We start from the raw sequence: 17,416 nt of genomic DNA on the forward strand, positions 1-17,416 counted from the left end.
AGCCCCGCTCCCTTCCAGGAATTCCAGACATGCGTACCGTAGCTTCCGTTGTGAACCGATCCGTGACGAGTCCCGCGCGCCGGCGCTGGGCGAAACTGCTGTTGGCGGCCGGGCTGGCCTCCAGTCTGGGCGTGGCCAGCGCCGCGGACTGGCCGGCGAGGCCCGTGAAGATCGTGGTGCCGTTCGCGGCAGGCGGGACCACCGACCTGATCGCGCGGTTGATCGCGACGCCTATGTCGCAGCAGCTGGGGCAAGCGGTGGTGGTCGAGAATCGTCCGGGCGTGGGCGGCCTGCTAGGCGCCGATGCCGTCGCAAAGGCGGCGCCAGACGGCTATACGCTGTTGATGGCCAATATCTCCTACCCGCTGGCCGCGCTGGTGGCGCAGGGGGCGAAGCGGCTGAACTTTGATCCCTTGGCCGACCTGCGCAGCGTGAGCGTGGTGGCGAACGTGCCGCTGGTCATCACGTCCACGCCTTCGGTGCCGGCGCGCAATCTGCGCGAGTTCGCGGACCTGCTCAAGCAGAATCCCGCCACCCACTACGCCTACGGTTCGACGGGCCCAGGCTCCTACATCCACGTATTCGGCGTATGGTTCCAGGAGCAGACCGGCGCCGCCATGACGCACGTGCCGTTCAAGGGCGCGGCGCCCCTGAAGAGTGAAATGCTTGCGGGCCGCATCCAGATGGGCGGCGACCAGTTGTCTTCATCGTTGAGCGACATCCGGGCCGGCTCCTTGACTGCGCTGGCCGTCACGTCTCCGCAACGTTCGCCATCCCTGCCTGACGTACCCACAGCCAGTGAGCTGGGTTTTACCGGCATCGACACCGAGGGATGGAACGGTCTACTTGTGCCGGCCCAGACGCCCGATGCTGTCGTGGCGCGTATACGCGAGGCGGTGGCCAGTGCCGTCCAGCAGCCCGCGATCCGCCAACGTCTTGCCGAGCTGGGGGCCGAACCAAGCGGGTCCAGCCCCGACCAGATGAGCGCACTGCTGAAAGGGCAGTTCGCCCAATTCGGCCCTATGGTTTCACGCCTTCAACTCGAGTGACGACGTTAGCGGGACACTGATCGCCGGCGGCGTCTCACCGTCCAACGAGTCCAACCAGAAAGGCCAGCAATGAGAGCGTTGCTTAGCGGCGTTGCCGCATGTCTGCAGTCCCTGATCGGCGTCCTGGCGTTCACTCCTGGGCACGCGCAGGCCGACGCGCCGCCTGTTTCCATTGTCGTTCCACAACCGGTGGGCAATCCCACGGATGGTGTCGCTCGCAAGCTGCAGCCGCTGCTGCAGGCCGCGCTGGGCAGAACCGTCATTGTGGAGAATCAACCTGGGGCGGGCGGCTCGATCGGCACGCAACGGGTCCTGAACGCGCCGGCGGATGGGCGCATGTTGCTGATCGCGTCCCAGACCGAACCCATCCTGACGCCTGCCACGATGCAGCATGTGAAGTATCGGGCCGAAAACCTGCGCGCCGTGGCGGTGGTGGCGCGCCTGCCCTACATCCTGACCGGTAGCAATGCGCTTGCGGCCAGGAACCTCGATGAACTGACCCAGCTCGCGCGGAACCAGGGGGACAAGGGGCTGAACTTCGGCCATATCGGCCCGGGTTCGATGATTCACTTATTGGGGGAGCAATGGGCGCGGCAAAGTGAATTCAAACTTAATCATGTCGTCTATCGCGGTGTGCCGCCGGTCACGCAGGATCTGATGGGCGGACAGATAGAGTTGAGCTTCCTGCCCCTGGGCGGCTCGACGCTGGACCTGATCGAGTCGGGGCGCATACGGGCCTACGGCACGACTGGCGCCTCGCCGAGCCCAAAGTTGCCGCAAGTTCCGTCCCTCTCGGCGTCCAGCGTAAAGCTGCGGGATTTCGTATACGGGACCTGGATAGCCTTCCTGGTGCCGGCCAAGACGCCGGATGCGACTGTCGCCAGCCTTAACCGCGCGATCGTCCAGGCCATGGAAGACGCAGCGTTTCGCGAGTATGTTGTTTCGACCGGAATGGAGCTGGCCGCGCAGAATACTCTGGCGGACATGCGCGACTTCTATGCAACGGAGACGGCCCTGTATGAAGGCCTGGCGCGGAAAGTAGCCGTCGAGCAGTAAATGCAGGGCATGCGGGCCAAAACAGAACAAGATTCCTGGAGACAGACATGCAATCGAATGCGCAGACAGCGCCGCTCGCCGTGCACTCGGTGGATGAGTTCGTGTTCAGCGTTCCCGATATCGAAGAGGCCAGGCGCTTCTATTCGAACTTCGGCCTGGATGTGCGGGATGAAGGCGAATACCTGGCGCTTTACACCCATGGTCATCCGCAACGCTGGGCGCGTATCCGGCAAGGGGACCGCAAACGCCTGCTGTGGCTAAGCATGGGGATCCACGCCAGCGACGCGGAGCGCTTCGCCGCGCACCTGGACAGCCAGGGCATTGCGCGCATCGCCGCGCCGCCGGGCGCCGATCCCGGCGGGCTCTGGATCGAGGCTCCCGACGGGCTGGCCTTGCAGCTGCGGATCGCCCGCAAGTCCTCGCCATCGGCTCCCGCGCCGCAAGAACCGCGCCAGGCCAGCGGCAACGCCGGCCGCGCGCCTGCGCGCAGCCAGGTGCGCCAGGTCAAGCCGCTGTACCTGTCGCACATCTTGCTGTTCAGCGCCGACGTGGTCGGCGCGACCCGGTTCTACGTCGACGCGCTCGGCCTGCGTGTGTCGGACATTTCGGGCGATGTGATCGCCTTCATTCACAGTCCGCACGGCAGCGACCATCATCTGATCGCGCTGGCCAAATCCCATGGCCTGGGCCTGCATCACAGCAGCTGGTGCGTGCCGTCCATCGATGCGGTGGGACTGGGCATGGAGCAGATGGGGGCGGCGGGTTACGCGGAGGGCTGGGGGGTGGGCCGCCATGTACTGGGCTCCAACTACTTCCGTTATGTGCGCGATCCTTGGGGCAGCTACGCGGAGTATTCATACGACATCGACTACATCGCCGAAGGGCAGCAGTGGCCGTCGGGAGATTATCCGCCGGAGGATTCGTTGTACGTGTGGGGCCCGGCATTGCCGCCGGACTTTATCGTCAATTACGAGGGGGATGCCTGAGCAACGCGGCTGCGCTCCCGAACGGGGATGGCAGCCGCGTCCGCCGCCTAGCTGATGGCGTTCATGCCCAGGATCTCGCGTCCGGCGATCAGGGTCTGGATCTCCGTCGTGCCTTCCGGAATCATGCCGCCGCGGGTGTCGCGGAAGATGCGTTCGATCGGATACTCCTCCGAATAGCCCAGGCCGCCATGCACTTGCAACGCCATGTTTGCCACTTCGTGGGCGGCTTCGGTTGCGTAGAGTTTGGCGATGGAGCAGGCCTGGCGCACGTCCTTGCCGGCTTGCAGCGCGTGGGCGGCGCGCATGCCCAGGGCGCGCGCCGCTTCGACGCGAACCGTCATGTCGACGATATGCTTTTGCACGAGCTGGAAGCTGCCGATGGGGCGGCCGAACTGCTCGCGCTGCCTGGCGTAGTCGGTGGACAGATCCAGCGCTGCCTGCGCCGCGCCAACGGCGCCCATGGCGATGTTCAGCCGCGCGGCGTCCAGGCCCTTTAGCGTGCCGGAGAGCGCCGCGCCCTCAACGCCGACCAGGTTTTCCTTCGGGATGCGCACATCCGTGAAACCCAACTCGGCAGTGCCGGTGCTGCGCAGCACCATGGTGTCGAGCTTGCGGACGTCATAGTTGGCAAGCGCGCGTTCGACGATGAAGGTAGACAGCTTGCCTTCGCAGGCAGGGCTGAAGCTGCGCGCAACCACCATGACGAAATCCGCGTCGCAGCCGTTGGTGATCCATAGCTTGCGGCCGTTGATGACCCATTCGTCGCCGACCAGCTCGGCCCGGGTCTGGATGCCGGCGATATTGGAGCCGGTATTCGGTTCCGTCAGCCCGGTGCAGGCCTTGAGGCGGCCGGCCATGAGCGGCTTCAGGTACTTCTCCTTTTGCGCGGGCGTTCCGTGCGCGGCCAGGCGCTTGATGGAGCCGTTGGTGATGTTGACGATGGTGCGCAAGGAGAGCCAGTGGTATCCCAGCTCTTCCATCATCATGGCCCACGTCGGCATGTCTATGCCGTGCCCGCCTTCCTCTTCCGGCAGGTTGCCGCCCAGGTAGCCAAGTTCCGCCAGCTTGGGCATCAGGTCGAACGGAAACGTCCGCGCCTTCTCGTGCTGCGCCACGATGGGCACGACTTCCGCCTGCATGAAGCGGCGGATGCTGTCCCGCAGCGCTTCTTGTTCTGGCGTCAGGTCAATGTTGCTCATGCCCTTACTCCATCTTCAGATTGGCGCGTTCCACCAGGTCTCGGGTGGCCTCGCGATGCTCCGCCCAGAACTTGGCGAACGCCTCGGGCGAACTGCTGACCAGCGGCGTGGCGATGCGTTCGAAGCGTTCCTGCACGATCGGCATGGCGGCGGTGTCTTCGAGGGCGCGCGCGAGCTTGTCGATGATGGGCTTGGGCGTGCCGGTGGGGACGACCACCGCCTGCCAGGTGGTGACCTTGAAGCCGGGCACGCCGGATTCGGCGATGGTGGGCAGGTCTGGCAGATCCTTGACGCGGGTGGCGCCGCTGACGGCCAGGGGCCGCAGCATGCCGTCTTTGATGTAGGGGAGGGAGCTGGAGCGGCTGTCGATCATGAACGTCAGCCGTCCGGCGATCAGGTCTTGCAGCGCGGGCGCGCTGCCTTTGTACGGCACGTGCGTGAGCTTGGTGTTCAGGGCCAGCGCGAGGGAGGACGCCGCGGTGTGCGCCGAACTGCCGTAACCCGGTGAGCCATAGGTCAGCGTGGCCTGCTTGTCCGCCTTGATGGCCGCGATCAGGTCCGCCATGGTCTTGTAGGGCGAATCCTTGGGTACCACGACCACCAGGGGCGAATCCGTCAGTTGGGCGACGGGCGCGAAGGCCTGGGCGGGATCGACCTTCAGGTCCTTGTACAGGTACTGATTGACGGCGATGGTGGCCGCATTGGTCCAGAGGATGGTGTAGCCGTCGGCGGGAGCGCTGGCCGCGGCCAGCAGCGACAGATTGCCGTTGGCGCCAGGCTTGTATTCCGGGATGACGGGCTGGCCCAGCTTCTTGCTGAGCTCGTCCTGCATCATCTTGAACGCGATATCCGAAGGTCCTCCTGGCGCAAACCCGATCACCGCGCGTATCGGCTTGTCCGGCCATTCCGCGGCGGAGGCCGCCGTTGCGAAGCCCGCGGCCAGCAGAACTGCCGCAACCATCTTGCTGAACTCCATTCCTGTCTCCTGTTTTTTTGGATTGAACGCGCTCGCGACGCGCGGGACGGACTCTTGCCTGGTCCGTTTTTAATTCGCATAACGAATTAATAATTCGTTTAATGAATTGATAATACTGCGCCGGTTTTCACGCCGCAATAAGGGTTGTGAATTGGCGAGAGAGCGCGCGTTACGCGGCAATGAAAAATCCCTGCCGCGCTTTGGGGGCGGGGCAGGGATGAGAGGGGGAAGGACGCCGCTGGCGCGGGAAGCTTCAGGCGGAATCGACCATGCGCCGGAAGCGCGCGCTGGCCTGCATGCATTCCTGCTGCAGCCGCCGCACGATGCTTTCCACGGGCTCGATGCCGCGCGCAAAGCCCACCGCGGGGCCCATCGACAGCATGCCTTCTTCGTGCAGGCCAGCTTGATAGGCAAGCGCCTGAGTGCGTTCGCCGCTGATCAGCTCGCCGAAGTCCGCATAGCTGTTCGCGCCCGCCTGTTCCAGGGCGGCGACTTTGCGGGCGTTTTCGTTGTCGAGGATGCGCCAGGTGTCGCCCAGGCCGCCAAGCACGGTGCGAGTGCCGTGTTCGTTGGTGGCGACCACCCGTTGCTTATAGGCGTCATGCGCAGGCGTTTCCTGGGCTGGCGTGAAGACGCTGCCCATGACCACCGCATCGGCGCCCAGCGCCAATGCCGCGGCGATCTGCCGCCCATGCCCGATGCCGCCGCCCAGCGCCAGCGGAATGTGCAGCTGTTCAAGGGCGTAGGCGCCGTTGAGGAAAGTTGGCAGCTGGTTGCTGCCGGGGTGGCCGCCTTCTTCCATGCCGACAAGGGTGATCGCGTCCACGCCCATGTTCTGCGCGGCGACGGCATGGCGCACGTGCGCGCATTTGTGGATGACGATGGCGCCGGCCTCGCGTATGGCGGGTAGCAAGGGAGCGGGCGGCAGCCCCGCCGTTTCGAAGAGGCGTACGCCTTCGTCGAGCGCGATGCGCAGGCGGGTAAGCATGGCGTCATTGCGGGCGGCGCGGCGCGACAGCGTGAGATTGACGCCGAAGGGCAGGCCGTCCGTCAGCGCGGCGCAGTCGCGCAGCGCCTGCCTGAAATCTTCATCCGTGCGCGAACTGCGCGCGGTAATGAATCCCATGCCGCCAGCGCGCACCATGGCCGCTACCAGGCGCGCATCGGACAGCCACATCATGCCGCCAAGCAGCAAGGGCCAACGTATGCCCATCAATTCCGTGATGCGGGTGGGCCAGCTTTGGGGAATGGCGGGGACGCGGGCCGGCGCGAGGGGCGGCGTCACACATGCCTCCCCATCAGCAGTATGGGTTGGAGTTCGCGCGCCAGCTGCTGCAACGTAGGGCCGGCTTCATCGAGCATCAGTGCGCGGGGCAGCAGCGCCGCGGGACCGCCGCAACTGACGACATAGCGTTCGCCGGCGGGCAGGTCGATCGCGGCGGCGACTGTGTTGATCTGATAGGCGGGACGCTCGTGATAGACGAAGCCGCGTTCGGGGTACAGCGCGATGGCGTCCGCGATGGCTTGCTGTTCCGCCGTGTCTCCGGCTTTGCCGGAGGCGCGGGCTTCCTGCAGCAGCGCGTCGCGTTCCTCGGCCGAGCAGCAGGCCAGGTAAGCCCAGCCGATCGCGCTGTGGAACAGCGGAATGCGTGAACCCACGCGCAGGTTCATCAGCAGGGGCGAGTTCCCCTGGCAGCGTAGGAGGTAGACGATGCTGTCGCCGTCGCGCCGGCCCAGAGCCACAGCCACCTGATAGCGGTCTGCCAAGGCCTGGAGCATGGGCCGGATGACGTCCAGCGCTTCTTGGCCTGCCAGCGCCGAGCCGCCCAGCGCAATGGCGGCGATGCCCAGTTGCAGCTTGTCCTTGCCGGGCACGGCAGCAAGGAACCCTGTTTTCTGCAAGGTATGGCACAGGCGCCAGACGGTGGGCTGGGCCAGGCCGGTCAGATGGGCCAATTCCGTCGTGCCCAGCATGCGCCGTTCGGCGCTGAAGCAGCGAAGGATGTCCAGCCCGCGAGCAAGCGCGGTGACGAATTGGCGGTCGGGTTCGGCGGATTCTTCGGTGGCGTCCTGCTTGGGCGCGCGGGATGAGGCTCTTGACACGGGCAAGCTCCTTTTTTATGATCAATTCACTAAATGAATTATAAATTCGCATAGCAAATTATGCAAGATCAGGAGGACGATGTGAGCGGTGAGCAGGATTGTGCGCTCCAGGCCCAGGGCGTGATGGCCTGGCCGGGCGTTTGCCATTGGGGCGCCAATGCCCTGGCGCGGACCTTGGCTGCCGCCGGCACGCGCCTGCGGCTACCGCTCGTGGTGACCGACGCCGGCACCTGGGGGGCGGTGGGCGCTCGCGTGGAGGCGGCGCTTGCGGCCGTGCCAGGACTGCAATGGCACGTCTATGACGGGGTAGTGCCCAATCCCGCCATGGCGCAGGTGCGGGCCGCGCTGCGCTCGGCCCGCGAGTTGGGTTGCGCCACCGTCATGGCCGTCGGCGGCGGCAGCGCCATCGACGTGGCCAAGGCGGTTTACGCCTGCCTGGCGGGCGGACTGGATGCCGAGGACCTGCAGGAGCCCAGCGGACAGGCCTGGCTGGCCGCCGCTGCCCACGCGGCCGATCCTCTCTTTATTGCCGTTCCCACCACCTCGGGCACTGGCAGCGAAAGCAGTTCGGCGGCGCTGATCCAGGGCGACGACGGACGCAAACGGCTGATCCGTTCCAATCGCGCGCGGCCGTCCCTGGTGGCGTTGCAGCCCGACTTGACGCTCAGCCTGCCGCCACGCCCCACAGCGCAAGGCGGCTTCGACGCGGTGCTGCATGCGCTGGGCGCGTGGATCAATACCGATCCATCGCCGGTTGGCAAGGCGATGGCGCTGCAGGCACTGCGCCTGTGCATGCGGGCGCTGCCCGACGTGCTGCGCGTGCCGGACAGTCTGCGCGCGCGCGCCGACATGCAGATGGGCGCCTACATGGCGGGGCTGGCCATCGGCATGAGCAAGGTGGACGCCGTGCACGCCATGTGCACGCCATTGGAGTCGCGCGTCCACATGGCGCATGCGGAAGTACTGGGTCCGATCTTCAGCGTGGTGGCGCGCCATACGGCGCAGACCGCCGCCGCACCCTACGCCGCGGCCGCGCGCGCCCTGGGTATCGCCGCCACAGGCAACGATCACCAGGACGCCACGGCGCTGATCGAAGCGGTCGAGTCTCTGGCGCGGCTGGCGGGTATTCCGCTGCGTTTCGCGGATTTGACGCTGTCGGAACAGGATGCTGGCTTGCTTGCAAGCCAAGCCATGCTGAGCGCTTCCATGCCCATCAATCCGAGGGTCCTCGCGCCCGCAGAAATCCAATCCCTATACCTGCAAATGGCCGCGTAAGGAGCGCCCGCATGGATGTCATTGATTCCCGTCCCTATGATCTGCTGATCGGGGAAAGCTGGCGCGCAGGCGCCGAAGGCCGCACGTTCGATACCTTCAATCCTGCAACGGCGCAGGTGCTTGCCCGCGTGCATGAGGCGTCGGCGGCCGACGTCGACGCCGCGGTGCAAGCCGCGCACGCCGCCTACGAAACGCATTGGCGCCGCACCACGCCTGCCCACCGCGGCAAGCTGTTGCGGCGGCTGGCCGAGCTGTTCGAGCGTGACCGAGAAAAGCTGGCGTGGATCGAAACGCTGAACGTGGGCAAGCCCATCACGCATTCGCTGGATTCGCTCAAGGGCATGCCGGCATCGCTGGAGTACTTCGCGGGCATCATCCCGGCCCTGCGCGGCGAGACCATCCCCGTGGGCAACGTCGACGTGCTCAATTTCACGATCCGCGAGCCGCTGGGCGTGTGCGCGCTCATCATGCCGTGGAATTATCCGATGACCCTCACGGTCAACAAGCTCGGCCCGGCACTGGCCGCGGGCAATACGGTGATCCTCAAACCGTCGGAGGTGACGCCGCTATCCAGCATGGCATTGGCCCGGCTGTTCGAGGAAGCGGGATTTCCGCCGGGGGTCATCAACGTGGTCAACGGACCGGGCGCCACGGTGGGCGAGCGGCTGGTCACCCATCCGCTGGTGTCGCGGGTCTCGTTTACCGGAGGCACGGTGACGGGAGCGCGCATCCAGGCGGCCGCGGCGGCCGACGTGAAGCGGGTCACGCTGGAACTGGGCGGCAAGTCACCGCTGATCGTGTTCGAGGACGCGCCGCTGGACAAGGCGGTCGCCGTGGCCGCGGGGGACCTCATCAAGAATTCCGGCCAGGTGTGCATTGCCTGCACGCGGTTGCTGGTGCAGGAATCCGTGCGCGAGGAGTTCCTGGGCTTGTTGCAGCAGCGCCTGGACGCCGTGCGCATCGGTGCACCCACGGACCCGGCCACCGAGATGGGGCCCCTGGTCAGCGCCGCGCAGAAACAGCGGGTCGAGAAGTACGTGGGGTTGGCGGCGGAAGAAGGCGCGCTACCTGCGCGCTACGGCCAGATGAAACTGGAAGCCGATACGGCCCGAGGCTATTTCGTGCCGCCTACGCTGCTGCTGAACTCCCATGCGCGGATGCAAAGCGCGCAGGACGAGATATTCGGCCCGGTCCAGTCCCTTATCGGCTTTCGCGACGAGGCAGAGGCCCTGCGCATTGCCAACGACACGCGCTACGGCCTGGCCGCGGTGCTGTACACGCGCGACGGGGGCCGGGCCCTGCGCATGGCGCGCGGCCTGCAGTCGGGCAGCGTCGCCATCAATACCGGCCTGCGCACGTCGTTCGACGCGCCGTTCGGCGGCTACAAGCAGTCCGGAATCGGCAAGGAACGCGGGCTGGAAGCCATCTACGAAAACACGCAACTCAAGAACGTCAAGTACGACACCACCATCTAGCGCGTCAGCGGCTAGCAACGGAGACAACATGAAATTCATCGTCAAGCTGGCTTCGGGCTTCGCGGCCTGCATGCTGGCCGCGGCCGCACATGCCGCGTGGCCGGACAGGCCCATCCGCATGGTCATCGGTTTTGCACCGGGCGGCGCGTCGGACATCGCTTTCAAGATGGTGCAGGACGAGCTTTCGAAAAAGCTCGGACAGCCGGTGGTGCCGATCTACAAGCCGGGCGCCAACGGCAACATCGCCAACCAGGCCGTAGCCACGGCCGAGCCTGACGGCTACACCGCGCTGTGGGCCAATGTGGGGCCGCTGGCGATCAATACCTATCTCTACAAGGGAGTGGAACTCGATCCCGGCAAGGCTTTTGTTCCGGTGACGCAATTGACCGATTCGCCCCTGGTCGTGGTGGTGCCGAAGTCGTCGCCGTTTCAGACCATGGAGGACCTGGTGCAGGCCGCCAGGAAGCCGGACTCAGGACTGTCGTATGGATCGGCTGGCCATGGCAGCTCCATGCACGTGGCCGGCGCCGCGCTGTCGTTGGCCTTGGGCGCGCCCATGACGCACGTGCCCTACAAGGGCAGCGCGCCCGCCTTGCAGGACCTGATCGCCGGACGCTTGTCCTTCATGGTGGACAGCCGCTCCACCACCGCACCCTTCATCAAGGAAGGCGCCCTGCGCGCGCTGGCGGTCAGCGGCGACCAGCGCGTGTCCGACATGCCGGACGTGCCGACCGTAGCCGAGTCCGGTGTGCCCGGCTTCAAGGTGACCACCTGGCAGGCCGTGGTCATGCCGGCCGGGACGCCCCAGCCCATCGTCGACAAGTTCTCCGCTGCGCTGCGCGAAACGCTGCAAATGCCGGAAGTACGGGAGCGCTTTGCACGCATATACACGCCCTTGGTGGGGAGCTCGCCGGAAGCCTTCGCGGCGTTCTGGGCCAAGGAAAGAGCCGGCGCCAAGACCCTGGTGGAGCAAGCCCGGTTGCAGGTCGATTGACCGCCGGGCCCAGCCGGGCCGCGCGCGGCAGGAACATTGAAACTTGAATGGAATGGCATCATGGATCTGGAATTGAACGGTTGCACCGCATTCATTACGGGCGGCGCGGGCACGCTGGGCATGGCAATGGCCAGGCGCTTCGTGCAGGAAGGCTGCAACGTGGTGGTGTGCGACGCCAATGAAGCGGCGATCGAATCCGCCTGCGAGGAATTGTCGGCCCTGGGCGGTCAGGTGCTGGGCGTGCGCGCCGACGTGACGAACAAGGACGATGTGGGCCAAGCCGTGCAGCAGGCGGTGGAGCGCTGGAAAAAAGTCGACATCCTGGTCAACAACGCGGGTTTCGCGCGCGACCGCTATCTGACCAAGATGTCCGAGGAAGATTGGCACGCGGTGCTGGACGTGACGCTGCAGGGGGCCTTCCATTGCTCGCGGGCGGTCCTGCCGCTGATGATGGAACAGCGCTTTGGCCGCGTCATCAATATTGCTTCGCGCGCTCACCTGGGCAATCCCGGGCAGACCAATTATTCGGCCGCCAAGGCCGGCCTGATCGGCTTCACGCGGTCGCTGGCGCTGGAATCCGGCAAGTTTGGCATTACCGCCAATGCGGTTGCCCCCGGCGTCATTTCGACTCCGCGCATGCAGAAGCGGCCCGACTACCAAGAGCTGACCGAACGCGCCAAGACCAACACGCCGGTCGGCCGCCTGGGAGACCCCGCGGACGTGGCCGCCACGGTTGCCTTCCTGGCGTCCCGGCTGGCCGGCTTCACCACGGGCGAGACCGTGCACGTAACCGGAGGACGCTACGCATGAGCACGCCATTCGATCTGGACGAGCATCTGGGCCGTCGCCTGTACTTCGAGGATCTGGCTTCCGGGCAGTGCTGGGAAAGCCCGCGCCGCACGGTCACCGAAGCCGACGTGGTGCAATTTGCCGGCTTGTCCGGCGACTACAACGCGCTGCATACGGACGCGGTGTTCGCCGCCAGCCATCCCTTCGGCCAGCGCGCCGCCCACGGCATGCTGACCCTGGCCATCGCCTCGGGGCTGACCACTCGCATGCCCGTGTACCGCTTGATGGATGGTACCCGCCTGGCCTTGACGGAACTGCGTTGCCAGTGGCGTAAGCCTGTGCTTATCGGCGACACCATCCACGTCGAGCTGAGCATCGGCGAAAAGGCGCTGTCGCAGAAACGTCCCGGCACGGGCCGCGTGACCATGCTGCGCACGGTCAAGAACCAGAATGGCGAGATCGTGGTGGAGTCGGAATGGACCACCCTGATGAAATGCCGGCAGGAGGCGAAATGAGCGTGAGTCCGTCCCAGTTCGATCCCGACGTCCGTTTCGACGATCTCGTGGCGCTGACGCAGCCGCGGTCGGTCATGATCGTGGGCGCGTCCACCACGCCGGGCACGCTGGGCCACACCACGGTGGTCAACGTGCTTGAGCATTCGGATTTCGACGGCGAGGTGCATCTGGTCAATCCCAAGGGCGGAGAGCTTTTCGGCAAGCCCTTGCACGCCAGCGTGGCGGCGGTGCCGGTCCAGGGCATCGATGTGGCCTTGCTGCTGGTGCCGGCCGAGTCCGCCGTTGCCACGCTGCGCGCCTGCGCAGAGAAGGGCGTGCGCTACGTCATCGTGTTCACGGGCGGGTTCGCCGAGCTTGGCGTCGCGGGGCGCACGGTCGAGGCCGAGATGCTGGCCGTGGCCCAGGGCAGCGGCATGCGCCTGTACGGGCCCAACTGCGCGGGCATGACCATGTTGGCGCCACGCCTGGGCCTGACCTTCTCCACTGAATTTCGCAACGACGGCAGGACGGGCAGGCTCTCGCGCATCGGCCTGGTGACGCAAGGGGGCGGACTGGGCCGGTCGCTGATGCAGGGCAATGAGCGCGGCGTGTGTTTTTCGCGCTGGTTTTCCACTGGCAATGAGCTGGACCTCGACAGCGCTGATTTCATCAATTGGCTGGCGCAGGACCCCGGCACCGACCTGATCTGCGCAGTCATGGAAGGCATACGCAGCGGCCCCCGTTTCATCGCGGCCGCGGCCGCCGCGCGCCGAGCGGGCAAGCCGTTGATCGCGTTGAAGATCGGCCGCTCGGATTTCGGCAAGAAGGCGGCGCAGTCGCACACCGCATCGCTGGCGGGCGAAGATGCTGTCAACGATGCAGTGTTCTCGCAGTACGGCGTCATCCGCGTGGAGGACCTGGACGAGCTGTTGGATGTGGCCAGCCTGATGTCGCGGGTGGGGGTGCGCAGCCTGCGCAACATCTGCGTGTATTCGTCGTCGGGCGGCGCGGGCGTGTTGTCCGCCGATAAGGTGGGCGAAGCCGGCCTGGCCATGGCGGTGCTGGCCGATGGCACGGTGGCCGAAATGGCGCGCCATGCGCCTGCCTATGCTGCCCTGAGCAATCCGGTGGACCTGACCACCAAGGCGCTGGTGGATCCGGACCTGGCCCGGCGCTGCCTGGCGCCGCTGTTCGCGGATCCCGGCGTTGACGCGGTGCTCTATCCCATTACCTCCAACTATTCGGCCAGCACCGAGGGCCTGGTGCGCAACATGCTGGCCGTTGCGCAAGGCGGCGCCAAGGCTTTCGTGCCCGTCTGGATGAGCAGCCGGCGCGGGCCGGCCCACGATCTGCTCATCGAGGAGGGCTTCGCGCCTTTCTACAGCTTGCGCAATGCAATGCTGGCGCTCAAGCGCGTCAGCGGGTACGCGGAGCAGGGCCGGGACGATGCCCAGGATGCCCCGCCCGCGGGGCTGCCAGTCGCGGCGCCCGCTATTCAGTTCCCCTGCAACGAGGCGCAGGCCAAGGCGCTGCTGGGGCAGTACGGAGTGCGTTCACCGCGGGAATCCCAGGCAGCCACCGCCGACGCGGCGGCAGCGGCAGCGCGCGCCATCGGCTTTCCCGTGGCGCTGAAGCTGGTGGCGGACGGCGTGCTGCACAAGAGCGAGATCGGCGGAGTGCAGTTGGGGCTGCGCGATGAAACCGAGGTCCGTGGCGCCTTTGAACGCATCCTCTCGAATGCGGCGCGGCATCAGGTGCCGTCCGCGGCCATCCACGGCGTGCTCGTGTCGGAAATGGTGGTCGATGGCGTGGAAATGCTGGTGGGCCTGCATCGGGACGAGGTCTTCGGTCCGGTGCTGACGGTGGGCGCGGGAGGCGTGTGGGTGGAGGTGGAGGCCGACGTGGCGCGCTGCCATCTTCCTGCCAGTCGCGCCCAGATCGAACGCGCGCTTGACCGGACGCGCATTGCAAAGCGCCTGGCCAGCCATCGCGGCCTGCCGGCGCGCGACAGGCAGGCTCTGGTGGACGCCGTGCGGCGCATTGCCGCCTTGTTCAGCGCCCTGGGAGACGGCGTGCAATCGCTGGAGGTCAACCCGCTGGTCGTGCTGGACGAAGGCAGGGGCGTGGTGGCCCTGGACGCCGTCATTGAATAGCAGACCGCCCAAATAGATTACGGAGATTTCAGATGTTCGACAGCAAGATTGGAGGCGGCGACGCCCATACCATTCTGGTGCGTGGCCATGACCTGGTGCACGACCTGTTCAAGCGCGACTTCATCGACGTGCTGGCCCTGGAGCTGCTGGGCGAGTTCCCCACGCCCCAGCTCAAGACCATGCTCAACTTGTTCCTGGTCAGCGCTACCGACCATGGCCTCACGCCCAGCGCCCTGTCGGCCCGGTTGACCCTGCACGGCGCGCCCGAGGCCATGCAAGGCGCACTGGCAGCCGGGCTGCTGGGCGCCGGCAGCCGCTTTCTGGGCGTGATCGAATACGCGGCGCGCTTTTTGCGCGACGCGCTGCCTAAGCAGGACCGCTACACGGATGTCGAGCTGCGCCATTACGCCGAAGAATGCGTCAAGGCCAACAAGGCGGCCAAACGCAAGATTCCCGGCGTCGGGCACCCGATACACGTGGACGGCGATCCTCGCTGCGAAAAGATGTTCGAGATCGCCAAGGACTGCGGCTATTACGGCAACTACTCGCGCTTTGCCGTGGAACTGGCGGCCGCGGCCGCCCGGCAGTCGGGTCGCAAGATTCCACTGAATGCCACGGGGGCCAAGGGCGCCATCGTCCTGGACATGGGCCTGACGCCTGAACTGGGCAAGGCGCTGACGATGATCGGCCGCTCGGTGGGCTTGATGGCGCACATCATCGAGGAACAGAAGAATCCCATTGCGCAGAAGGTATGGGACATGGCCGCGGGCAACGAGTGACGTCCGACGGGTCCATTACGGATCCAGGACTGGATTCAATCCCGGTCCGGCGCGCCTAATGGAAACAGCGGCCGATAAGGCCGCGCTTCTTCCACCGCGCGCGCGAACGAGGGGCGTGCCAACAGGCGCGCCCGATAGGCGCGCAACACCGGATACGTCTCGGCAATGCGGTGCGTCCAGTCGCCATAGAAGAGCGAGGGCGCGGCGGCGCAGTCCGCCAGTGTGAAGGCTTCGCCAGCCGCCCAGGCCCTGCCGGACAGGTGGGTTTCCAGCCAGGCATAGGCGACCTCCAGCTTTTCCACGGCCAGCGCCAGCGCTTCGCGGCGCTTGGCTTCGTCGCCGGAGAGCGCGCCGCCCACCGCATGCTGCGTCCAGTTCATGACGTGCAGGTCGAAGAACCGGTCCAGGAAGCGCACTTCCAGCGCCGCCTTGGGCTCGGCGGGCAGCAAGCGCTGCGGTCCGGGATGTTCCAGTTGCAGGTGTTCGATGATGATGCTGGTCTCGGCGATATTGCGGTCCCCGTCCTCCAGCAAGGGAAACTTGTGCAAGGGCCAGCGGCGCAGCCATTCCGCCGCGTGCTGCGGGGTTTCGGGACCGATGCAGCGGAACTCGAACGGGGTGCCGTTTTCGTACAGCGCGATCAGCACCTTCTGTGTGTAAGAGGAGAACGGGTGGCCGTAAAGCGCAAGCGACATGATGGGGCTCCGGGCGGAAACGCTTGAGGTGAGACCTAGCATCGCCCAGGCCGTGAACTATCGCAAGCTGGAATTCCCGGACCCGGCTCATGGCGGCCGTATGCCATGCGACGCCCTGACCGTCTACACTCGGCCATGTCGCAACCGACGAGGACGATCCAGTTGAAGAAGTTCCGGGATTATTGGTTTGGCATCGCGGTCTCGCTCCTGCTGGCGAGCCTGCTCGCATTCCTGGGCATCGTGTTCGTGTCCGCCGACAACCTGGGTTGGGGGGCGCAGGCGCTGCTGAGCTACGGGGTGATCCTGGGCGGACCGCTGGCGGTGTTGTTGGCGCTATGCTGGATCGTGTACATGGTGCGCGACAAGGGGCAAGTGCCGGGGCGCGTCCATGCGCTGCTGTTCCTGCCCACGTTGTCCGCGCTTTCCATCGTCCCCATCAGCGACTCCATCGAGCGGAGCCGGCGGGACAGCTTCCGGGAATCGAACCCCGCGATCCAGGAAACGCACGTCAACCTGAGCGGCCATGTCATCTGGCCGGACATGCGCGGCGGGAGCATATCCTCCGGCGCATCGCGGTATCTGGAACCCGCATCTGCTGAGCAACGCATGTTCCTGAACCTTCACCGCTATCCGAACCCCGGATCCGCGTCTGGCGACCTGTTCCCCTACGTGGGCGCGCGCCTGCGAGATGGCGTGGATCGCTACGTGTATTCCAGCCAGGATGGAGAGCCCGCCGCTTCCCTGCCGCTGCGCCGGCTGCCGTATCCGGATCTGGGCAAGCTGCCTTCGGCGTTTGCGTACGGCGAGGCCGCGCTGGTGGTCTATCAGTACTACCACTATGCGGACCACGTCGAGGTCGCGCCGGGCATCGCGCGCTTTGCCGGCACGACCGAGAGCCAGATGGAGGCTGCCGGCATTCCCGGCTTGGCCCTGTTCGGCCTGGAGAATCTCACGCAGCAGACGATCGCCAGGGTGGAGATCAACGGCCAGTCCTACGACATGGGTTCGTACGCCGCGCGCAGCCTATTGTCCCGGCCTTGCGACCCCATGCGCGGTGGCAGCCCGGTCTTGCTGGATCTGGATCAACCCGTGCGGGTACGTTGGCAGACGATCGAGACGCCCGGGGCCTGGCGCGAGGCGACGATTACCGTGCCAGCCTTCACTGCGGCGAGCAAAAAAGATCCGGACAAAGGCCTGTTGCGCGTGCGTCTGTATTTCCTGCCTGACGGAACGGTGGCGGCCGAGCGCTACAAGGAGATCCGCGCGCGAGGAGAACTCTTCGTACGCGCCACCGGATTGCCCCCCGCGGCGCAAGCCTATACGGGCTGCGGCGGCGCATACTTCGGCTACAACCCGCAAACCGTGAAGTTGCTGGATAACTGAGGCCTGCGCG

At 66.0% G+C, this 17,416-nt stretch carries 16 protein-coding genes; 11 read left to right on the forward strand and 5 right to left on the reverse strand.

The window, feature by feature from the left end:
- The first annotated feature begins 29 nt into the window (after positions 1–29).
- From VCS63_RS18450 to VCS63_RS18460, 3 genes are all read left to right on the forward strand, one after another.
- Entirely contained in the window at positions 30–1,049 is a 1,020-nt protein-coding gene (locus VCS63_RS18450; RefSeq protein WP_082884756.1) for a Bug family tripartite tricarboxylate transporter substrate binding protein, read from the forward strand.
- 69 nt (positions 1,050–1,118) lie between these two features.
- Complete coding sequence (locus tag VCS63_RS18455; protein ID WP_253636652.1) at positions 1,119–2,105, forward strand: Bug family tripartite tricarboxylate transporter substrate binding protein; 987 nt, start codon at positions 1,119–1,121, stop codon at positions 2,103–2,105.
- Positions 2,106–2,152: 47 nt separating this feature from the next.
- A complete protein-coding gene (locus VCS63_RS18460; protein WP_063642740.1) occupies positions 2,153–3,091 on the forward strand; it encodes a VOC family protein in 939 nt (312 codons plus the stop codon).
- 47 nt (positions 3,092–3,138) lie between these two features.
- Here VCS63_RS18460 and VCS63_RS18465 read toward each other — a convergent pair whose 3' ends face one another.
- The 4 genes from VCS63_RS18465 to VCS63_RS18480 form a co-directional block, all read right to left on the reverse strand.
- A complete protein-coding gene (locus VCS63_RS18465; RefSeq protein WP_323880644.1) occupies positions 3,139–4,290 on the reverse strand; it encodes an acyl-CoA dehydrogenase family protein in 1,152 nt (383 codons plus the stop codon).
- Between the two features lie 4 nt (positions 4,291–4,294).
- Positions 4,295–5,266 (reverse strand): Bug family tripartite tricarboxylate transporter substrate binding protein, encoded by a 972-nt coding sequence (locus VCS63_RS18470; protein ID WP_042795015.1) that lies wholly within the window; start codon positions 5,264–5,266, stop codon positions 4,295–4,297.
- Positions 5,267–5,519: 253 nt separating this feature from the next.
- Positions 5,520–6,551 carry an NAD(P)H-dependent flavin oxidoreductase gene (locus VCS63_RS18475; RefSeq protein ID WP_082900662.1) on the reverse strand — a complete coding sequence of 344 codons (1,032 nt, stop codon included), beginning with the start codon at positions 6,549–6,551 and terminating at the stop codon, positions 5,520–5,522.
- Positions 6,548–7,369 (reverse strand): IclR family transcriptional regulator, encoded by an 822-nt coding sequence (locus VCS63_RS18480; RefSeq protein WP_063642739.1) that lies wholly within the window; start codon positions 7,367–7,369, stop codon positions 6,548–6,550. Before VCS63_RS18480 ends, VCS63_RS18475 begins: the two co-directional genes overlap by 4 nt.
- A 60-nt stretch (positions 7,370–7,429) precedes the next feature.
- On the opposite strand from VCS63_RS18480, the gene VCS63_RS18485 reads away from it, so the two are divergent.
- From VCS63_RS18485 to VCS63_RS18515, 7 genes are read left to right on the forward strand one after another with little or no spacing between them, the layout of a single operon-like run.
- A complete protein-coding gene (locus tag VCS63_RS18485; protein WP_323880646.1) occupies positions 7,430–8,644 on the forward strand; it encodes an iron-containing alcohol dehydrogenase in 1,215 nt (404 codons plus the stop codon).
- Positions 8,645–8,655: 11 nt separating this feature from the next.
- Positions 8,656–10,119 (forward strand): aldehyde dehydrogenase family protein, encoded by a 1,464-nt coding sequence (locus VCS63_RS18490; protein WP_082884753.1) that lies wholly within the window; start codon positions 8,656–8,658, stop codon positions 10,117–10,119.
- A 28-nt stretch (positions 10,120–10,147) separates the two neighbouring features.
- Complete coding sequence (locus VCS63_RS18495; RefSeq protein WP_164793101.1) at positions 10,148–11,113, forward strand: Bug family tripartite tricarboxylate transporter substrate binding protein; 966 nt, start codon at positions 10,148–10,150, stop codon at positions 11,111–11,113.
- 60 nt (positions 11,114–11,173) lie between these two features.
- Positions 11,174–11,923, forward strand: a complete 750-nt coding sequence (locus VCS63_RS18500; protein WP_063642736.1) for an SDR family oxidoreductase — start codon at positions 11,174–11,176, stop codon at positions 11,921–11,923.
- Positions 11,920–12,417 carry a MaoC family dehydratase gene (locus VCS63_RS18505; protein ID WP_063642735.1) on the forward strand — a complete coding sequence of 166 codons (498 nt, stop codon included), beginning with the start codon at positions 11,920–11,922 and terminating at the stop codon, positions 12,415–12,417. Before VCS63_RS18500 ends, VCS63_RS18505 begins: the two co-directional genes overlap by 4 nt.
- On the forward strand, positions 12,378–14,549 hold the full coding sequence (locus VCS63_RS18510; RefSeq protein WP_301882038.1) for an acetate--CoA ligase family protein: 2,172 nt from the start codon (positions 12,378–12,380) through the stop codon (positions 14,547–14,549). Before VCS63_RS18505 ends, VCS63_RS18510 begins: the two co-directional genes overlap by 40 nt.
- Before the next feature lie 32 nt (positions 14,550–14,581).
- Positions 14,582–15,328 carry a citryl-CoA lyase gene (locus tag VCS63_RS18515; RefSeq protein ID WP_112966233.1) on the forward strand — a complete coding sequence of 249 codons (747 nt, stop codon included), beginning with the start codon at positions 14,582–14,584 and terminating at the stop codon, positions 15,326–15,328.
- 35 nt (positions 15,329–15,363) lie between these two features.
- On the opposite strand, the gene VCS63_RS18520 is transcribed toward VCS63_RS18515, so the two are convergent.
- Complete coding sequence (locus tag VCS63_RS18520; protein ID WP_063961815.1) at positions 15,364–16,023, reverse strand: glutathione S-transferase family protein; 660 nt, start codon at positions 16,021–16,023, stop codon at positions 15,364–15,366.
- A gap of 135 nt (positions 16,024–16,158) precedes the next feature.
- Between VCS63_RS18520 and VCS63_RS18525 the strand changes: the two genes are divergently transcribed.
- The gene (locus VCS63_RS18525; protein WP_323880650.1) at positions 16,159–17,406 is read left to right on the forward strand and encodes a hypothetical protein; all 1,248 of its coding nucleotides are present in this window, start codon (positions 16,159–16,161) and stop codon (positions 17,404–17,406) included.
- Positions 17,407–17,416: the final 10 nt, after the last annotated feature.

It is taken from the genome of Achromobacter sp. D10 (assembly GCF_035282245.1).
GTDB lineage: Bacteria > Pseudomonadota > Gammaproteobacteria > Burkholderiales > Burkholderiaceae_B > Achromobacter > Achromobacter insolitus.

Excerpts from the sequence above, each read along its gene's own strand:
- VCS63_RS18460 (WP_063642740.1), top strand. The coding sequence starts at position 2,153 with ATGCAATCGAATGCGCAGACAGCGCCGCTCGCCGTGCACTCGGTGGAT.
- VCS63_RS18465 (WP_323880644.1), bottom strand. The coding sequence starts at position 4,290 with ATGAGCAACATTGACCTGACGCCAGAACAAGAAGCGCTGCGGGACAGC.
- VCS63_RS18455 (WP_253636652.1), top strand. The coding sequence starts at position 1,119 with ATGAGAGCGTTGCTTAGCGGCGTTGCCGCATGTCTGCAGTCCCTGATC.
- VCS63_RS18470 (WP_042795015.1), bottom strand. The coding sequence starts at position 5,266 with ATGGAGTTCAGCAAGATGGTTGCGGCAGTTCTGCTGGCCGCGGGCTTC.
- VCS63_RS18500 (WP_063642736.1), top strand. The coding sequence starts at position 11,174 with ATGGATCTGGAATTGAACGGTTGCACCGCATTCATTACGGGCGGCGCG.
- VCS63_RS18505 (WP_063642735.1), top strand. The coding sequence starts at position 11,920 with ATGAGCACGCCATTCGATCTGGACGAGCATCTGGGCCGTCGCCTGTAC.
- VCS63_RS18515 (WP_112966233.1), top strand. The coding sequence starts at position 14,582 with ATGTTCGACAGCAAGATTGGAGGCGGCGACGCCCATACCATTCTGGTG.
- VCS63_RS18485 (WP_323880646.1), top strand. The coding sequence starts at position 7,430 with ATGCAAGATCAGGAGGACGATGTGAGCGGTGAGCAGGATTGTGCGCTC.
- VCS63_RS18490 (WP_082884753.1), top strand. The coding sequence starts at position 8,656 with ATGGATGTCATTGATTCCCGTCCCTATGATCTGCTGATCGGGGAAAGC.
- VCS63_RS18450 (WP_082884756.1), top strand. The coding sequence starts at position 30 with ATGCGTACCGTAGCTTCCGTTGTGAACCGATCCGTGACGAGTCCCGCG.
- VCS63_RS18495 (WP_164793101.1), top strand. The coding sequence starts at position 10,148 with ATGAAATTCATCGTCAAGCTGGCTTCGGGCTTCGCGGCCTGCATGCTG.
- VCS63_RS18525 (WP_323880650.1), top strand. The coding sequence starts at position 16,159 with ATGTCGCAACCGACGAGGACGATCCAGTTGAAGAAGTTCCGGGATTAT.
- VCS63_RS18520 (WP_063961815.1), bottom strand. The coding sequence starts at position 16,023 with ATGTCGCTTGCGCTTTACGGCCACCCGTTCTCCTCTTACACACAGAAG.
- VCS63_RS18510 (WP_301882038.1), top strand. The coding sequence starts at position 12,378 with ATGGACCACCCTGATGAAATGCCGGCAGGAGGCGAAATGAGCGTGAGT.